We start from the raw sequence: 14,547 nt of genomic DNA on the forward strand, positions 1-14,547 counted from the left end.
TTACTCCACTATAAGTTCGGCGGCGCCAAGCGCCTGCGCGTCCACATTGATACCTAGTCCCGGGCCTTCCGGTGGCGCAATACGACCTTGAGCACGAGTTGGTGCACTTGGTGCAAGGCGCGGTGACACATAGCTGGACAGATCACAGGTATTGAGCACGCGCGCTGGATCCGTCGATGCGGCCAGATGCAACAAAGCTGCAGTGGTGATGTCGCTGCCCCAGGTGTCCTCGATACACATCTTTGCGCCGAGATAGAGACACATATCCCGCGCACGACGGGTTGCGGAAAGACCGCCGAACTTCGACAGTTTCAACGCGACGGCATCCATGCAACCACGTTCATACCCCTCGATCAACGAGGCCGTGTCGTGGGCGTTTTCGTCCAGTTTCATCGGAAGCCCCGTGGCCGCTCGCACTCGCGCACAATCGGCAATCGTGGCACAGGGCTGCTCGAGCATGACATCAAGATGCGCCACGGCACGACCGACACGCGTTGCATCAAGCGAGGTCGCGCCGCAGTTCCAATCACCATAGACCAAAGGCCCGGCCCCTACGGTTTCACGCACCTTCGTCAACCGCTCTACATCCGTGGTCCAGTCGCCGCTGGCCCCCAATTTAACCTGAAACTGGGTGATGCCAGTTTCCAACGCCTCTTTTGCAATGCGCGCCATCTCGTCGGGTGCAACGCAGGTGATCGAGTGATAGAGCGGCATGTCCTCTGCCCGACGCCCACCGACAAGGGCATAGACGGGCAAATTGGCGACCTGACCGGTAAGATCCCACAGCGCAATGTCCAGCGCCGATTTCGCATAGCGGTGATCCTGCAAATAGGCGTCCGCCTTTGACATCAGGGCCTCTGGTCCAATCGGATCCGCGCCAATCAGAACCGGAGCCAGTTCGGTGAGGACCGCCCCAACACCGCGCGCATATGCGGGCAGATAGTGCGGGATCGGACAGACCTCGCCCCAACCGATCAACCCCGTATCCGTTTCCACCGCAATCACCACGGACTCGACCGTGTCGCAGGTCTTGCCGTCCGCCATATAATAGGCTTCGTGACTGGTCAGAGGCACATGCCAGAGGCTGATCCGCCGGATTTTGTGGCCCGACCCGATCATGCCGCATCCTCTCTGGGCAGGACGCTCGCTGGATCATAGGCAGGCTCGCCCAGAACAACCGCCGCCCTTGGCGCACCGTGAATGATGACTGTCAGCTCGGTGCCCGGGGATGCGGCTTCGGGCTTGATATAGGCAAAGGCAAGAATTTTGCCGACCGTCGGGCCAAATACAACCGACGCGGTCGAGCCGACGACACGGTCGCCAAGCATCACCGCCTCGCCGCCATGACCGTCGGTTTCACCGTCTTCGTCGATAGCAAGATAGGCGCAAATCCATGGCAGCGCGTTCTCCTCCGCTTGCGCCGCACTGTGCCGGGTTTGCTCGGCACCAAGATAGTCTTTGTCCAACTTGGCGAACCGCATGACATCGGCCTCGGGCAAGGTAACTTCGTTGGTCAACTCGCCCGCGCCTTTGAAGCCTTTTTCCATACGCAGAGCATTCATGGCAAAGCTGCCATAGTCCTTGATCCCATGTGCCTCGCCTGCCGCCCAAAGCGCGTCATAAACGGCCAAGGCATGCTCGCGTGGGATATGCAGCTCCCAACCAAGTTCACCGGCATAGGACATACGGAACGCCCAAACCGACACGCCGGCAACCGTGATCTCGCGCGCTTTAAGCCACGGGAACCCCGCGTTGCTGAGGTCTGCATCTGTGCAGGCCGCCATCACGTGACGCGACTTTGGCCCGTTCACTGTCAGCGCAGCCCAGTCGTTTGAACGCAGAATGATCTGAGCGTCTTCCCCATCCTGATGCGTGCGCAGATGATCCAGCAGCCGCTGCTCAAAGAAGGCGGCGCATACCAGATAGAATCGACCTTCTTCCAGCTTAACAACGGTGGTTTCCAGCTCGATGCGGCCCCGTTTGTTCAGCATATGCGTCAGGACAATGCCGCCTGGTTTCTGCGGCAGCTTGTTGGCCACCAAGCGATCCAGCAATGCTGCCGCTCCCGGTCCTGCGACCTCGACCTTTGTAAAGGCCGAGATGTCCATGATCCCGACGGCCTCGCGCACGGCTTTGCATTCATCGGCAATGATGTCGTGCAGGGCTGAGCGTTTGAACGAATAGATGTCCTCGGCGGGCGTGCCCTCGGGCGCGAACCAACGCGGGCGCTCGTGGCCAAAGACCTCTTCATAGACCGCCCCTTTTTCCTTCAGGCGCTCATACATCGGGGATGGCTTTACGGGCCGGCCGGCAAGACGGTTGAAATGCGGGAAGGGAATCTCGTGGCGCAGGCAGTAATCCTCTTTTGCCTTGATGACCTGCCATTCCTTCGTGGCGTATTCCCCAAACCGGCGCGGATCGTAATCGCGCATCGAGATATCGGCCGCACCATGCACCATCCAGCGCGCCAGTTCGCGTGTCAGCCCCGGCCCCCAGCCGATCCCGATCTGTGTGCCACAGCAGCACCAATAGTTTTCCACACCAGGCGCCGGTCCGATCAGCGGATTGCCGTCTGGTGGGTGGCTGATCGCGCCATGCACATCTCGGCTGATGCCAAGCTCGGCAAAAATCGGCATCCGATTAAGGCTTTCTTCGAGGTAAGGCATAACGCGGTCGTAATCCGCATCAAACAACCAGTTCTCGTATTCCCAAGGGCAGTGATCGTGCCAGACTGAATTCGGGTTTTCCTTTTCATAGATCCCGATCAGCCCCTTTTTCTGCTCCATGCGGATATAGCCCGACACCTTGCGGTCATCGCGAATGACCGGCAGTTCGGTTTCCAGATCCTGGAACTCAGGCACATCTTCGGTGACGAAATAATGGTGCGTCATCGAGGTCATCGGCAACTGCAGGCCGGACCACTCGCCCATCTGCCGCGCATAGGTGCCGCCTGCGTTGACCACATGCTCGCAGCGGATTGTGCCCTGATTGGTCTCAACCACCCATTCGTGGCCGTCTTTTGTGATGTTGGTGGCCTGACAGCGACGCACGATTTTCACGCCCTTGGCGCGCGCGCCAGCGGCCATGGCCATTGTGACGTTGGTCGGATCAACATGTCCGTCGTCGGGCGTATGCAGCGCGCCAAGGACACCCTCAAGATTATAGAAAGGATGAAGTTCGGCGATCCGGTCCGTGCCGACTAGTTCGATATTGAACCCCAAAGAGCGGCCAACAGACAACGTGTGTTTCAGCCAATCCATCTCGTCTTCGGTATAAGCCAGCCGGAAGGATCCGCATCCGTGCCATGTCACGGCCTGCCCGGTTTCAGTCTCTAATGCACCGGAATAAAGGTCGATATTGTAGTCCACGCATTTGCCCAGCGAGAAGCTGGACGTGGAATGGGTGATCTGACCTGCAGCATGCCAAGTCGAGCCAGACGTGAGTTCGGCTTTTTCCAGAAGCACCGTTTCAGCACCCCAGCCCTCATGCGCAAGATGATAGGCAAGGCCCACACCCATGACGCCGCCACCGACGATCACCACCCGAGCGTGGGCGGGTAAATTAGAACTCACGGACATAAGCAAGATTCCTCTGTAGAGAGTCGCGTTTTCTCTCGACAGCCTAAGCAAACATTTATACCATCGTCAATTATGAATGGCACAAATGTTTCTTTATCGATTCTGGATCGCCTGTCGGACGACTGGGACGACCTGACGCCAGAGGCCCAGAAAGCAGCACGGTATGTGCTTGAAAACCCGCAGGACGTGGGGGTTTCAACCGTGCGCGAAATCGCCGAGGCCGCGCAGGTTAAGCCCAATACCTTTGTGCGCATGGCGCGCCAGATGGGCTATGACGGCTATGAGGATTTCCGCGCACCGTTCCGCGACGCGATCCGCAAAGGCGGGATCAGCTTTCCGGATCGGGCGCGCTGGCTGCAGGACATCCGCAAGTCCGGCGGTTTGGGTGGGCTTTATGCCGATATGATGGAAGCCACGCTGCGCAACATCGAAGACAGCTTTGCGACGATCTCGGCCCAAGATCTGAAAACAGCAGCCGAAGCGATTTGGAACAGCAAACAGGTGTTCACCCTTGGCGTCGGCGTCAACAACGCCATCGCGCGCAACTTTACGTATCTGGCCTCCACCGGAATGAGTGATTTTCACGCGATCCCCAGACCCGGCTCGACGGCCGTAGATGATCTGGCCTGGGCCAGCGACTCGGATGTCTTGATCGCCATCACATGCCGCCCCTACCGCAGCGAAGTGATCGAGGCGGTCGAGATCGCAAAATCTCAGGGCATGACGATCATCGCAATTTCCGACAGCCCGGCCAGCCCCATCATTCGCGGCGCCGACCACGGGTTTGTCATCGGGGCCGAAAGCCCTCAGTTCTTTCCGTCAACCGTGGCCATCGTCGCCTTTCTGGAAACCCTGCTAAGTTTTGTCATTTCGGTCGCCTCTGATGAAATCGTTGATCGGGTCGACCGCTTTCACGCCCGCCGCCATGCGCTGGGGCTTTATGTGGAGGAGCCATCATGAGTGAACCGCTGAAATCACTGGAGGCCCGTTACTACACGGACCCGAAAGTCTACGATTTGGAAATGAACGGCCTGTTTGCCCGCACGTGGCAATTTGCAGGCCACGCCAGCCAGCTTCAGAATGCAGGCGATTATTTTGCCTTTGAGATGGCAGGCGAAAGCCTGTTTTGCATCAAGGGCCGCGACGATGTGATCCGCACGTTCTATAACGTCTGCCAGCACCGGGCGCACCAGCTGGTCAGCGGCACTGGCACCACGCGCGTTGTCGTCTGCCCCTATCATGCATGGACCTATGAACTAACCGGCGGCCTGCGGGCGGGTCCCAATATCAATTCGGTTGAGGGCTTTGATAAGTCCAAGATCTGCCTGACCGAAGTGCGCACCGAACTGTTTTTGGGGTTCATCTTTGTGAACCTTGATCCAGAGGCCAAACCAATGGAGGACTGGTTCCCCAATGCCCGCGCCGAGCTGGAAAAATGGGTGCCGCATTATGCGGATCTTAAGCCGGTCGAATGGGTGGAAATCCCCGAGAACTGCAACTGGAAAGTCTCGGTCGAGAATTACTCGGAGTGCTATCATTGCTCTCTGAACCACCCGACTTTTGCTACAGGCGTGGTCAAACCCGAAACCTATGACATCCAGCCTCAGGGCTATTGTCTCAGGCACACAACGGAATGTCAGGCGCTGGATCAGATGACCTATGACATCGACCAAAGCCGCGCCCATGCCGAAGAGTATTCCAGCTGGTTCCTCTGGCCGATGTTCAGCTTTCAGGTCTATCCCGGCAACGTTCTGAACACCTATCACTGGCGGGCCATCGACGCAGACCACGTTGTCGTCTGGCGCGGGTGGTATGCTGCCGAGGGGTTTGACCCCAAGATCATCCACGACCTTGCCAAACAGGACCGGGACACAACAGTCGAAGAGGACATTCACCTTGTTGAATCCGTGCAACGTGGTCTTAAATCTCGCGGCTATGTTCCTGGCCCTCTGGTCGTAGACCCCGGCTGCGGCGTAAATTCGGAACACTCTATCATGCACCTACAGCGCTGGATGCGCGAAGCCGTGGATGGTGTGACTCACTAAAGGAAATACCAATGAGCTTGTTTGACGAAGATCTCTTTCTAAAGGGAGTAGAACAGCGCAAGGCCACACTTGGGGCCGAATATGTTCAGAACACTCTGGATGCAGCGGATGATTTCACCCGCCCTTTCCAAGAAGCCATGACCGCGTGGTGCTGGGGGTTTGGTTGGGGTGACGACGTGATCGACGCCAAAACTCGCTCGATGATGAACCTCGCCATGATCGGCGCCTTGGGCAAAATGCACGAATGGGAACTGCATTGCCGCGGTGCGCTGAACAACGGCGTTACTCCAGAAGAAATTCGCGCAATCATCCACGTCATTGCGATCTATTGCGGTGTGCCTCAGTCGCTGGAGTGTTTCAGAGCCGCACGCAAAGTTCTGGAAGAGACAAAGGATTAATTTTTCTGCCCGTTGCGGCCCAACTCGTGCTAAACTTTCGTTGCGGATGTGAACCGCCAACATTAAGCGCTTTGAAAGTGCGCACGAGTACAGGCCGTTTGAGCAATGCCAACATATACAGTTGAAGCCTTCCGGTGGTCCGGGACGTATTACAACTCGCAATATAACACGTCTTATCAGGCAACGTTTTCGGACGATGACGGAGCCTATCAGGGCGGTGGCGACAGCAATGAACAGGTACAGATCGATGGCGGCTCGTTCAATGCGACCTCAAGCCAGCCTTACAAGATCGCCGTCTCGTTCACTGACACCAACGGTGACTCGCATGTCGAGGATTTCAACTTTTTCTATACCTCTGACGGCGGCTGGCATTTCATTCCAGAACCCGGATCACAGTTTTCCGTCGGGGCCACACTTGGGTCCTATCAAAGCCACACGGTCGGCTGGGATTATGACGATGTGGTCTGTTTTACCGCAGGCACATTGATTGCCACGCCCTTGGGTGATCGCCCTGTCCAAGACCTGCGCGCGGGGGATTTGGTCACCTGCCAAGACGGCAGCGACAAACCCATCGCCTATGTGCTGCAGCGGCGCTTTACGGCCAAGCAGCTTCGCAACAACGAGAAACTGCGCCCGGTTCGGATCACCGCAGGCGCTTTGGGTCTTGGACTTCCCAAACGCGATCTTCTGGTGTCACGTCAGCACCGGATGCTGGCTAAATCCAAGATATCGAAAAACAAGTTCGGCCAAGAAGACGCCTTGGTAGCGGCAATCAAGCTGACGCGCCTGCCGGGCATCTTTTTGGATACGCAAATTCAGGCCACGACCTATTATCATTTGGGATTTGACGACCATGAGATCGTCTTTGCCGAAGGCGCCCCGGCCGAGAGCCTGTTGCACGGGGATGACGCGGACCTCGACCTCCATCCCGACGCGCACCAAGAGCTGACGTGGTTGCTGGCTGGTGTTGGCGCTACGCGCTGTGCACCAAAACCCAGAGCCAATATTCCGTCGCCAACGCTGCAAAAAACCATCATCGGCGCGCATGCTGAAAAAGGGCGCCCCTTCCGCAAATAGCCACCGGGGGTCTCAGCCGTCGTAGGTCCAACGATATTGTGGCGGTGTCGGCCCTTTATTTCTGCCGCCCTGCTGCATTTGCTCCCAGGCATGGGCCAAGATTCCAACCGATCGCGACAGGCAAAACAGCCCCCGCGCCAGTGGGGGCGCAAATCCTAGCTCCGCATAAATCACCGCCGTTGCTCCATCGATATTCATGGGCACAGGTTTGCCCTTTTGGGACAGTAATTCATTTTCTACCTTTTGCGCGATATCCGCAAAGCGGCCTGAACAATTGCCTGACTCTACCGCGTCGGCAACAAGCTGCATCAGTCTGGGCGCGCGCGGGTCGACCGGCGTGTGAAACCTGTGGCCAAAGCCTGGGACAATCTTGCCCTGCGCCGCGCGCCACGCGTCAAGCGCGGTAGGCAGGGGGTCTTCCGCGCTGTCCAGAAAATGAAACATCTGAACCGCCTGCTCTCCGGCACCGCCGTGCACGTCGCCCAGCATATTCACTGCACTGGCCATCGCGTTGTTCAGCGGCAACCCACAGGTCACAGCCATGCGCGCCGTGGCAATCGAGGGCGCTTGCGGTCCATGGTCAACAGCCGAGACCAACGCGGCCTCAAACAGCCGCGCCTGCCCATCAGTTGGCCGATCAGTCCGCAGCATCAGCCAGATCATTTCAGGAAAGCTCACATTGCCAATAAGCTCTTGGATAGGCTGGCCCCGCAGCGCGATGCGACCGGGCTCCATATCGATGATCGATGTACGCCACCAATCTGACACGCCACTCATATTGTGCCCTCCTCTCGCAAGGCGCGGATGTCCTCGGGCGACAGTCCAACCTCGGCCCAGACCTCGGCATTGTCTGCGCCCAGACGCGGCGGCGCAGATGCGGGCGTCGGGCGCGATCCGTCCACCACAACAGGACTTGCCGCAACAGAAATGCTCTCGGACCCTAAAGGTACCTTGGCGATCATGCCGCGCCCCGCGATTTGCGGATCTTCCAGAACTTGAGGCACGGTCAGAACCGGGCCAGCGGGCACGCCGAGCGCGTTGAGTTCTTTGACCCAATCTGCGGCGCTGCGCTTGGTCAATTCTGCTTCGATTTCGGCACGCAACGCATGTCTATGTCGCTTGCGCATTTCGCGGGTCAGATAGTCTGGATGGCTCAAGAGATCTTCGCGATTGATGTGACGCGCGAGGGACTGCCATTGCGAGTCTCTGTTCGCGGCGATGTTGATCGGCTGATCCGCGGTCGCGAATGTGCCGGACGGGGCAGAAGTTGTGTTCTCGTTGCCATGCGCGGCAGGCGTCACGCCGCCGATCAGATAGTTCGAGACAACCCATCCCATCGACGAAATCACCGAGTCTGTCATCGAGATGTCCAAGAAAGCCCCTCGCGGCGTGGCATTCAGTGCCGCACAGATCGCCATCGCCGCAGCCATGCCGCCGTTTGTATCAGCCAGCGGATAGCCCACACGGTAGGGCGCGGTCTCTATGTCGCCAGTGATCGACATTACCCCGGAAACGCCTTGCACGATTTGATCATACGCCGGATCGCTTTGGCGCGGCCCCGTCTGGCCAAAGCCCGAGATTGCGCAATAGATCAGGGTGGGGTTCACCGCCTTTAGAACCTCGTAATCCAGTCCCAGCCGCGCCATGACGCCGGGGCGAAAATTCTCGACCAACACGTCAGCAGAGCGCACGAGTTTCTTAAGCAACTCTTTCCCACGGGTGGCTTTCATGTCCAGCGTGACAGATTTCTTTCCCGCGTTCTGCGCCAGAAAACTGATGCCCATATAGTCTCGGTTGCGGCCAGTGTCCGCACCCAGCACGCGGGCAAGATCACCAGAGCCCGGGCGCTCGACTTTAATGACGTCGGCCCCCATCATTGCCAGTTGATAGCAACAATAGGGGCCGGCAAGCACGTTGGTCAGGTCAAGAACCCGAACACCGTTGAGGGGTTTAGTCCCCATCTGCGATGCCAGCCGCACGCGCCTTTGCGCGGCGTGCGCGATAGCTTGGGAAGACCACCAGCAATACCGAGATCACCAACAGGCCCAACGTCATCGGACGATCCCAGATGAAGCTTGCGCCATCATAAAGGTTCATCGACCGCGCGAAGTTGTCCTCAAGCATCGTGCCCAAGATGAAACCGATCAACAGCGGCGCCAGCGGATAATCTGCGAACTTTAGTATGGTCGCACAGACCCCAAAGCCGACAAGGATCAGCAGCTCGGTCGAGTTGTTCTGCCCGATATAGGCCCCCATCAACGTAAAGAAGAGGATGAAGGGGATCAGGAAGTTCCGCGGCACGGCCAGAACCTTGGCGATATAGGGGATCAGCGGCAGGTTCAGGATCAGCAGGATCACATTGCCGATGTACATCGAAATAATGACCGACCAGAAAATCTGAGGATCATCGACCATCAGTCGCGGCCCCGGCGTCACGTTCAGCGCGATCAGAGCACCCAACAGAATCGCCGTGGTGCCAGATCCGGGAATGCCCAGCGTCAGCAAGGGCACAAACGACCCAGTACAGGCAGCGTTGTTGGCGGTTTCTGGTGCGGCCAGACCTTTGACAGAGCCGTCACCGAACTCTTTCTGCTCATCGGCATTCGCAATATTGCGCTCGACCGCATAGCCAAGGAAAGACGCGATGGTCGCGCCAGCGCCTGGCAAGACACCGATGAAAAAGCCTTGGATCGACTGACGCCCGATGACAGGCGTGATCTTTTTGGCTTCGTCACGGGTGATCCGAAGGTCTTTGATCTCGCCGCTTTTGCCTTGCGAAGACCGGGACGGGTTAAGCACCAGATACAGCGCTTCGGGCAGGGCAAACATCGCCATCGCAAGCGTGATGAACCCAAATCCAGATTGCAGATCCATCAAACCCATCGTGAAACGCGGTGCGTTGAACTGTGCGGTTTCACCGACGGTCGCCATGATCAGACCCAAGACAGTCATCAACAACGCCTTAGACACCTGCCCTGTGCCAGCAAAGGCTGCGATGGCCGAAAGGCCTACGATCATTAGGGCAAAGTATTCGGCCGAGTGAAACAGCAACGCGACGGTGGACAGCATCGGCGCAAAGATCATCAACAACAGCGCCCCGATGGTGCCGCCTGCAAAGGACGCAATTGCAGCAATGGTCAGGGCCTTCCCCGCCTTGCCTTTGCGCGCCATCGGATAGCCGTCAAAACTGGTCGCAACGGTCCCCGCCACGCCCGGCGCGTTCAACAGGATCGACGAGGTCGACCCACCAAAGATCGCGCCATAGTAAACACCCGCCAAAAGGATCAAAGCGGTTGAGGGATCACCGATCGTGATTGCGACAGGGATCATGATTGCGATGATCGACATCGGACCAAGACCGGGCAACATGCCGATAAATGTCCCGATCAGACATCCGCCGATCACCATAAGAAGGTTCTGCACAGACAGGGCCGTGGACAGGCCTAAAAGAATTCCTTCAAGCATCGTTTACACTCCCATGAAAAACGGCAGCGGACGCAGGAAAATCCCAAGAACTTCCTGAACCAGATACCAGATACCCAAGGTGGCAATACCCGCCACGACAATCATGGTGATCCAGCGGCGCTCGCCCAACAGAACAGAGCCGCCGATCAAAAACCCGCTTGTGGCCAAGATGAACCCGGCCGGGCGCAGCAGCAGCGCATAGGCCACCATCAACCCCAAGAGGGCCAGCGCTTGTCCAAGGTGGTAATCCCCCAGCCGCCGATAATCGATGTCGCCGATCTTTTCTTCGCCCTTTTCAATCCCGCTCAGGACGATCAGACACAAAATGATACCAACAATGGACAGAACTTTTGGAAATGAGGACGGCCAAACCGCCAGCCGCTTCATAATTGGCGGCAATGTCGCATCCATGGTGAACCAGGCGGTATAGCCGTAGGCCATACAAATCCCTAACAAAACAAGTGCAACCCAACGATCAAGTGCCATGTTTCCCCCCTTATAAATCGATAGGCCGAACCAGCGCCCGGCCTATCCTTTGGCAAGATTTCACTTGCCGATTATGTCAGACTTACAGGAAGCCCAGCTTCTTCATGAGATCGCCGATCACCTGTTCCTGGTTCTCGAGGAACGCTTGGAAGTCATCACCGGAATTGTGGATGTTCACCCAGCCATTGCGTGCGCGCACGGCTTCCCATTCCTCGGTCTCATACATTTTCTCCAGAGCGTCCTGGTACATCGCCAGCTTGTCCGCAGGCAGGCCAGGTGCCGCGAAGAAACCGCGCCAGTTGACGAAAGACGTATCGATGCCTTGCTCTTTCATGGTCATCGCGCTGTCCATCGCTGCAACGCGTTCGTCCGCGGTGACACCGATGATTTTGACTTCGCCGGCTTGTGCCAGTGCAACCGCCTCAGAGAAGCCTGTGGACAGTGCCTTGATCTCGCCCGACAGCAGCGCCGCCATGGCTTTGCCGCCTGCGTCATAGGGGATGTATTTCACGTTCAAAGCATCTTTGCCCGCTGCTTCCATCACCATGGCCGCCACAAGGTGGTCCATACCGCCTGGAACCGAACCGCCGCCGATCGCAGTGCCTGCTGGGTCTGCGTCATAGGCTGCAACCAGATCCGCCATGTTGTTCAAGTCACTGTTGGCGTCCACGACGATCGCCGCATAATCACCAATGGTGCCTGCAACCAGCGTCAGATCGCGGAAGTTATGCGGGAACACACCGGTCAGCGAGCGGATCACGATAGGTGTAGAGTTCACCATCAGCGTGCCGTGCTGGCTGTCTGCGTTTTCGATCATAAAGCCGATGGCCTTACCGCCACCACCGCCGGACATGTTTTCATAAGACGCGGACCCTACCAGCCCAGCGCCGGTCAGGGCTTCGCCCGTGCCACGTGCTGTGCCGTCCCAGCCACCACCGGCACCGCCGGGGATCAGAAAGTGGATGCTCTCAACAACCTGATGGCCACCGGCTGCGGCTGGCCCTGCAAGGCCCAAGGCCGCAACAGCTGCGATGAAGGCGCGACGGCCCAGTGCAAAATTACTCATAATTTCCTCCCATTTGACATTTGCGGCACGCGCCGCTCATGTTCGCAATGGGTGAGGCTTCAAACTGACACAAACCTGACAAGTCGACAGAAAGGTGCGATCACGAGCATGCGGTTCCTGCTGATTGAGGACAACGACGCCTTGGCAAAGGCCGTGATGGACCGTCTTGGAATGGACGGCCATGTTGTCGATCATGCAGAGGATCTGGCCACCGCGCTCGAATTCACTGCGACGACCGATTACGATCTGATTTTATTGGATATTATGCTGCCGGACGGTGACGGCCGCAGCTTTCTGTCCCGCCACCGCGCAGGCAAATCGCTGACGCCCGTGATCGTTCTGACCGCCCGCTCCGAGGTGTCTGACCGCGTCGGAATGCTGGATCTTGGGGCCGACGACTACATGGTCAAACCCATCGATTTTTCCGAGCTCGAAGCCCGCTGTCGCGCCGTTCTCAGGCGTCAGGGGGGCGAGGCGCGCAATGTGATTTCGATGGGGAAACTGGAATTTGATTCTCTGGCGGGGACGCTGAAAATCGAAGGAGACGAGACCCAACTTCGCACGCGCGAATTGCGGCTTTTTGAGATTTTCATCAACGCGCCGAACCAGATTTTTTCCAAATCCAAACTGGTGGACCGCCTGTTTTCTTATGACGAAGAGGCCTCGGAAAACGCTATCGAAGTCTACGTCGGGCGGCTCAGGCGGCACCTTGTGGGCTCCAACGTTATGATCACCACCGTGCGGGGCTTGGGCTACAAGCTGGAACAGGAATGAAGGGCCCAAACATCAAAGGCTCGATCCGGCAGCGGCTTGTCGCGATGCTGTTGCTGAGCGCCGGTGCCATCGGTGTGCTGCTTTATGTGGTTGTCCAGTCCGTGGCATCGCAGATTGCGCAGGAGAGTCAGGACAACATTCTGGCGGCCTCTGCCATTTCAATTCTGGACAGCGCGCGCGTGCAACAGGGCGAAATCTCGATTGATCTGCCCTATTCGGCCCTGTCGATGCTGGACAGCGTCACGGATGAGCGCGCCTTTTATGCCATTCGCCTGAATGACGACTTTCTGTCCGGCTATGAAAAGCTGCCGCGATCGCAAGATTTCGAGGGCCGTGACACGATTTTCCAATCCGCGAGCTATCTGGGCCAGGACGTCCGCATCGCTTCAACGCGGCGCAGCTATTCCATCGAGGGCAATCAGGCGTTCCTAGAGGTTTCGGTCGCGCAGACCCTGACAGGTTTGAACCAGACCCTTGCACGCATGTCTCGGATTTCCCTTGGGGTTGGTGTCGGGTTTTTCGTATTCTCCGCGGTGATCGCGATGCTGATCGCCCAAAGCACGATCCGACCTTTGCACCGGCTGACAGAATCCGTGTCGCGCCGTGGCCCCGCTGATCTGCGTCCGGTGGCGGCACCTGTTCCGCAGGAAATGGCCCCTTTGGTCGTGTCTCTGAACTCGTTGATGGGACGCCTGCAAAAGTCGCTGTCGCAGTCCGAACATTTCATCGCCGAAGCCGCCCACCGCGTGCGAACCCCATTGGCCATCGTGCGCACGCAGGCCGAGATCACGTTGCGACGGGTTGAAAAGGAAGAGAACAGAAAATCCGTGCGCGAAATGATCCGCGCCATCGACGAAAGCTCGCGTACGGCGGGCCAACTTCTGGATCACGCGATGGTCACGTTCCGCACCGACAATCTGGCGGACGAAACTGTGGACCTGCACGACCTGATTGCAGATGTGGTTGCCCGCCTAAAACCTGTGTCTGAATTGAAAGATATCAGCGTCGTCATACAAAGTGTCGAACCCGCGACAATTAGAGGCGACGCCATTCTGTTGCAAAGTGCGCTGCACAATATTCTGGACAATGCGATCAAATATTCCAGTGGCCAGACCGAGGTTGCGATCTCTTTGACGACCTCTGCGCGTATGGCGAAAATTGTGATCGCAGACTCAGGCGCCGGATTTCAAACCACAGATACCAAGACCCTACTAAAGCGCTATGCGCGGGGCGAAAATGCCGACGGGGTCGTAGGATCTGGCCTGGGGCTGACAATCGTGGATGAAGTCATGCGCGCGCATGGTGGATCGATTCAACTTTCCAATAACGATGGAGGCGGTGCATGCGTAACCTTGTCCTTTCCTTTGCACTAACCCTAAGCGCGGGCGCATCCAACGCCTTTGACATCGAGGACCAAGCCGTCTTTGGCGATCCAAACGCCGCCAATGTTCTGCGGATTCTGTCCACCGCCGATATCAGTTTCTTTGAACCGATGATCCTGTCTTATCTTGAGGATCACCCAAACGTCGCGGTGGACTATACGGTGGCAAGTTCGACGGACGTGATGGCCGCACTACTGGAAGAACAGACGTCGTTTGATCTGGCGATCTCAAGCGCTATGGATTTGCAGACGAAACTGGCCAACGACGGTCTTGCGC

Annotated in this window: 13 protein-coding genes and 1 pseudogene; 7 read left to right on the forward strand and 7 right to left on the reverse strand. The window is 57.6% G+C overall.

All coding sequences use genetic code 11. From position 1 onward, the window contains the following. Together ACEQWH_RS13005 and ACEQWH_RS13010 are read right to left on the reverse strand one after the other, a co-directional pair. On the reverse strand, positions 1-1,119 hold the full coding sequence (locus ACEQWH_RS13005; RefSeq protein WP_370231535.1) for a mandelate racemase/muconate lactonizing enzyme family protein: 1,119 nt from the start codon (positions 1,117-1,119) through the stop codon (positions 1-3). Then, on the reverse strand, positions 1,116-3,578 hold the full coding sequence (locus ACEQWH_RS13010) for an FAD-dependent oxidoreductase (RefSeq protein WP_370231537.1): 2,463 nt from the start codon (positions 3,576-3,578) through the stop codon (positions 1,116-1,118). The genes ACEQWH_RS13005 and ACEQWH_RS13010 overlap by 4 nt, the downstream gene beginning before the upstream one ends. Before the next feature lie 72 nt (positions 3,579-3,650). Between ACEQWH_RS13010 and ACEQWH_RS13015 the strand changes: the two genes are divergently transcribed. The 4 genes from ACEQWH_RS13015 (at position 3,651) to ACEQWH_RS13030 (ending at position 7,098) form a co-directional block, all read left to right on the forward strand. Beyond that, complete coding sequence (locus ACEQWH_RS13015; protein ID WP_370231539.1) at positions 3,651-4,538, forward strand: MurR/RpiR family transcriptional regulator; 888 nt, start codon at positions 3,651-3,653, stop codon at positions 4,536-4,538. Continuing rightward, positions 4,535-5,623: an aromatic ring-hydroxylating dioxygenase subunit alpha gene (locus ACEQWH_RS13020; protein ID WP_370231540.1), complete on the forward strand. Its 1,089-nt coding sequence runs from the start codon at positions 4,535-4,537 to the stop codon at positions 5,621-5,623. The genes ACEQWH_RS13015 and ACEQWH_RS13020 overlap by 4 nt, the downstream gene beginning before the upstream one ends. Positions 5,624-5,634: 11 nt before the next feature. Continuing rightward, a complete protein-coding gene (locus tag ACEQWH_RS13025) occupies positions 5,635-6,021 on the forward strand; it encodes a carboxymuconolactone decarboxylase family protein (RefSeq protein WP_370231542.1) in 387 nt (128 codons plus the stop codon). A gap of 105 nt (positions 6,022-6,126) precedes the next feature. Next, complete coding sequence (locus ACEQWH_RS13030; protein ID WP_370231543.1) at positions 6,127-7,098, forward strand: Hint domain-containing protein; 972 nt, start codon at positions 6,127-6,129, stop codon at positions 7,096-7,098. Positions 7,099-7,110: 12 nt separating this feature from the next. Here the strand turns inward: ACEQWH_RS13030 and ACEQWH_RS13035 are convergent, their stop codons facing one another. The 5 genes from ACEQWH_RS13035 to ACEQWH_RS13055 all read right to left on the reverse strand — a co-directional run bounded on the left by ACEQWH_RS13035 (position 7,111) and on the right by ACEQWH_RS13055 (position 12,115). After that, positions 7,111-7,875, reverse strand: a complete 765-nt coding sequence (locus tag ACEQWH_RS13035) for a citryl-CoA lyase (RefSeq protein ID WP_370231544.1) — start codon at positions 7,873-7,875, stop codon at positions 7,111-7,113. Continuing rightward, positions 7,872-9,059, reverse strand: a complete 1,188-nt coding sequence (locus ACEQWH_RS13040; RefSeq protein ID WP_370231545.1) for a CaiB/BaiF CoA transferase family protein — start codon at positions 9,057-9,059, stop codon at positions 7,872-7,874. Before ACEQWH_RS13040 ends, ACEQWH_RS13035 begins: the two co-directional genes overlap by 4 nt. Then, positions 9,049-10,563 (reverse strand): tripartite tricarboxylate transporter permease, encoded by a 1,515-nt coding sequence (locus ACEQWH_RS13045; protein WP_370231546.1) that lies wholly within the window; start codon positions 10,561-10,563, stop codon positions 9,049-9,051. The genes ACEQWH_RS13040 and ACEQWH_RS13045 overlap by 11 nt, the downstream gene beginning before the upstream one ends. A gap of 3 nt (positions 10,564-10,566) precedes the next feature. After that, positions 10,567-11,049 (reverse strand): tripartite tricarboxylate transporter TctB family protein, encoded by a 483-nt coding sequence (locus ACEQWH_RS13050; RefSeq protein ID WP_370231548.1) that lies wholly within the window; start codon positions 11,047-11,049, stop codon positions 10,567-10,569. Between the two features lie 82 nt (positions 11,050-11,131). Next, entirely contained in the window at positions 11,132-12,115 is a 984-nt protein-coding gene (locus ACEQWH_RS13055) for a tripartite tricarboxylate transporter substrate binding protein (RefSeq protein ID WP_370231550.1), read from the reverse strand. A 108-nt stretch (positions 12,116-12,223) separates the two neighbouring features. Here ACEQWH_RS13055 and ACEQWH_RS13060 point away from each other — a divergent pair, with 108 nt between their 5' ends. The 3 genes and pseudogenes from ACEQWH_RS13060 to ACEQWH_RS13070 form a co-directional block, all read left to right on the forward strand. Then, positions 12,224-12,889 (forward strand): response regulator transcription factor, encoded by a 666-nt coding sequence (locus tag ACEQWH_RS13060; RefSeq protein ID WP_370231552.1) that lies wholly within the window; start codon positions 12,224-12,226, stop codon positions 12,887-12,889. Continuing rightward, positions 12,886-14,262 (forward strand): sensor histidine kinase, encoded by a 1,377-nt coding sequence (locus ACEQWH_RS13065; protein ID WP_370231554.1) that lies wholly within the window; start codon positions 12,886-12,888, stop codon positions 14,260-14,262. Before ACEQWH_RS13060 ends, ACEQWH_RS13065 begins: the two co-directional genes overlap by 4 nt. Then, positions 14,232-14,547 (forward strand): annotated as a pseudogene (locus ACEQWH_RS13070) (ABC transporter substrate-binding protein); the annotation flags it as partial. The gene ACEQWH_RS13065 and the pseudogene ACEQWH_RS13070, both read left to right, overlap by 31 nt.

The sequence above is a fragment of the Cognatishimia sp. genome, assembly GCF_964229375.1.
Taxonomy (GTDB): domain Bacteria; phylum Pseudomonadota; class Alphaproteobacteria; order Rhodobacterales; family Rhodobacteraceae; genus Cognatishimia.

Excerpts from the sequence above, each read along its gene's own strand:
- ACEQWH_RS13005 (WP_370231535.1), bottom strand. The coding sequence starts at position 1,119 with ATGATCGGGTCGGGCCACAAAATCCGGCGGATCAGCCTCTGGCATGTG.
- ACEQWH_RS13010 (WP_370231537.1), bottom strand. The coding sequence starts at position 3,578 with ATGTCCGTGAGTTCTAATTTACCCGCCCACGCTCGGGTGGTGATCGTC.
- ACEQWH_RS13015 (WP_370231539.1), top strand. The coding sequence starts at position 3,651 with ATGAATGGCACAAATGTTTCTTTATCGATTCTGGATCGCCTGTCGGAC.
- ACEQWH_RS13020 (WP_370231540.1), top strand. The coding sequence starts at position 4,535 with ATGAGTGAACCGCTGAAATCACTGGAGGCCCGTTACTACACGGACCCG.
- ACEQWH_RS13025 (WP_370231542.1), top strand. The coding sequence starts at position 5,635 with ATGAGCTTGTTTGACGAAGATCTCTTTCTAAAGGGAGTAGAACAGCGC.
- ACEQWH_RS13030 (WP_370231543.1), top strand. The coding sequence starts at position 6,127 with ATGCCAACATATACAGTTGAAGCCTTCCGGTGGTCCGGGACGTATTAC.
- ACEQWH_RS13035 (WP_370231544.1), bottom strand. The coding sequence starts at position 7,875 with ATGAGTGGCGTGTCAGATTGGTGGCGTACATCGATCATCGATATGGAG.
- ACEQWH_RS13040 (WP_370231545.1), bottom strand. The coding sequence starts at position 9,059 with ATGGGGACTAAACCCCTCAACGGTGTTCGGGTTCTTGACCTGACCAAC.
- ACEQWH_RS13045 (WP_370231546.1), bottom strand. The coding sequence starts at position 10,563 with ATGCTTGAAGGAATTCTTTTAGGCCTGTCCACGGCCCTGTCTGTGCAG.
- ACEQWH_RS13050 (WP_370231548.1), bottom strand. The coding sequence starts at position 11,049 with ATGGCACTTGATCGTTGGGTTGCACTTGTTTTGTTAGGGATTTGTATG.
- ACEQWH_RS13055 (WP_370231550.1), bottom strand. The coding sequence starts at position 12,115 with ATGAGTAATTTTGCACTGGGCCGTCGCGCCTTCATCGCAGCTGTTGCG.
- ACEQWH_RS13060 (WP_370231552.1), top strand. The coding sequence starts at position 12,224 with ATGCGGTTCCTGCTGATTGAGGACAACGACGCCTTGGCAAAGGCCGTG.
- ACEQWH_RS13065 (WP_370231554.1), top strand. The coding sequence starts at position 12,886 with ATGAAGGGCCCAAACATCAAAGGCTCGATCCGGCAGCGGCTTGTCGCG.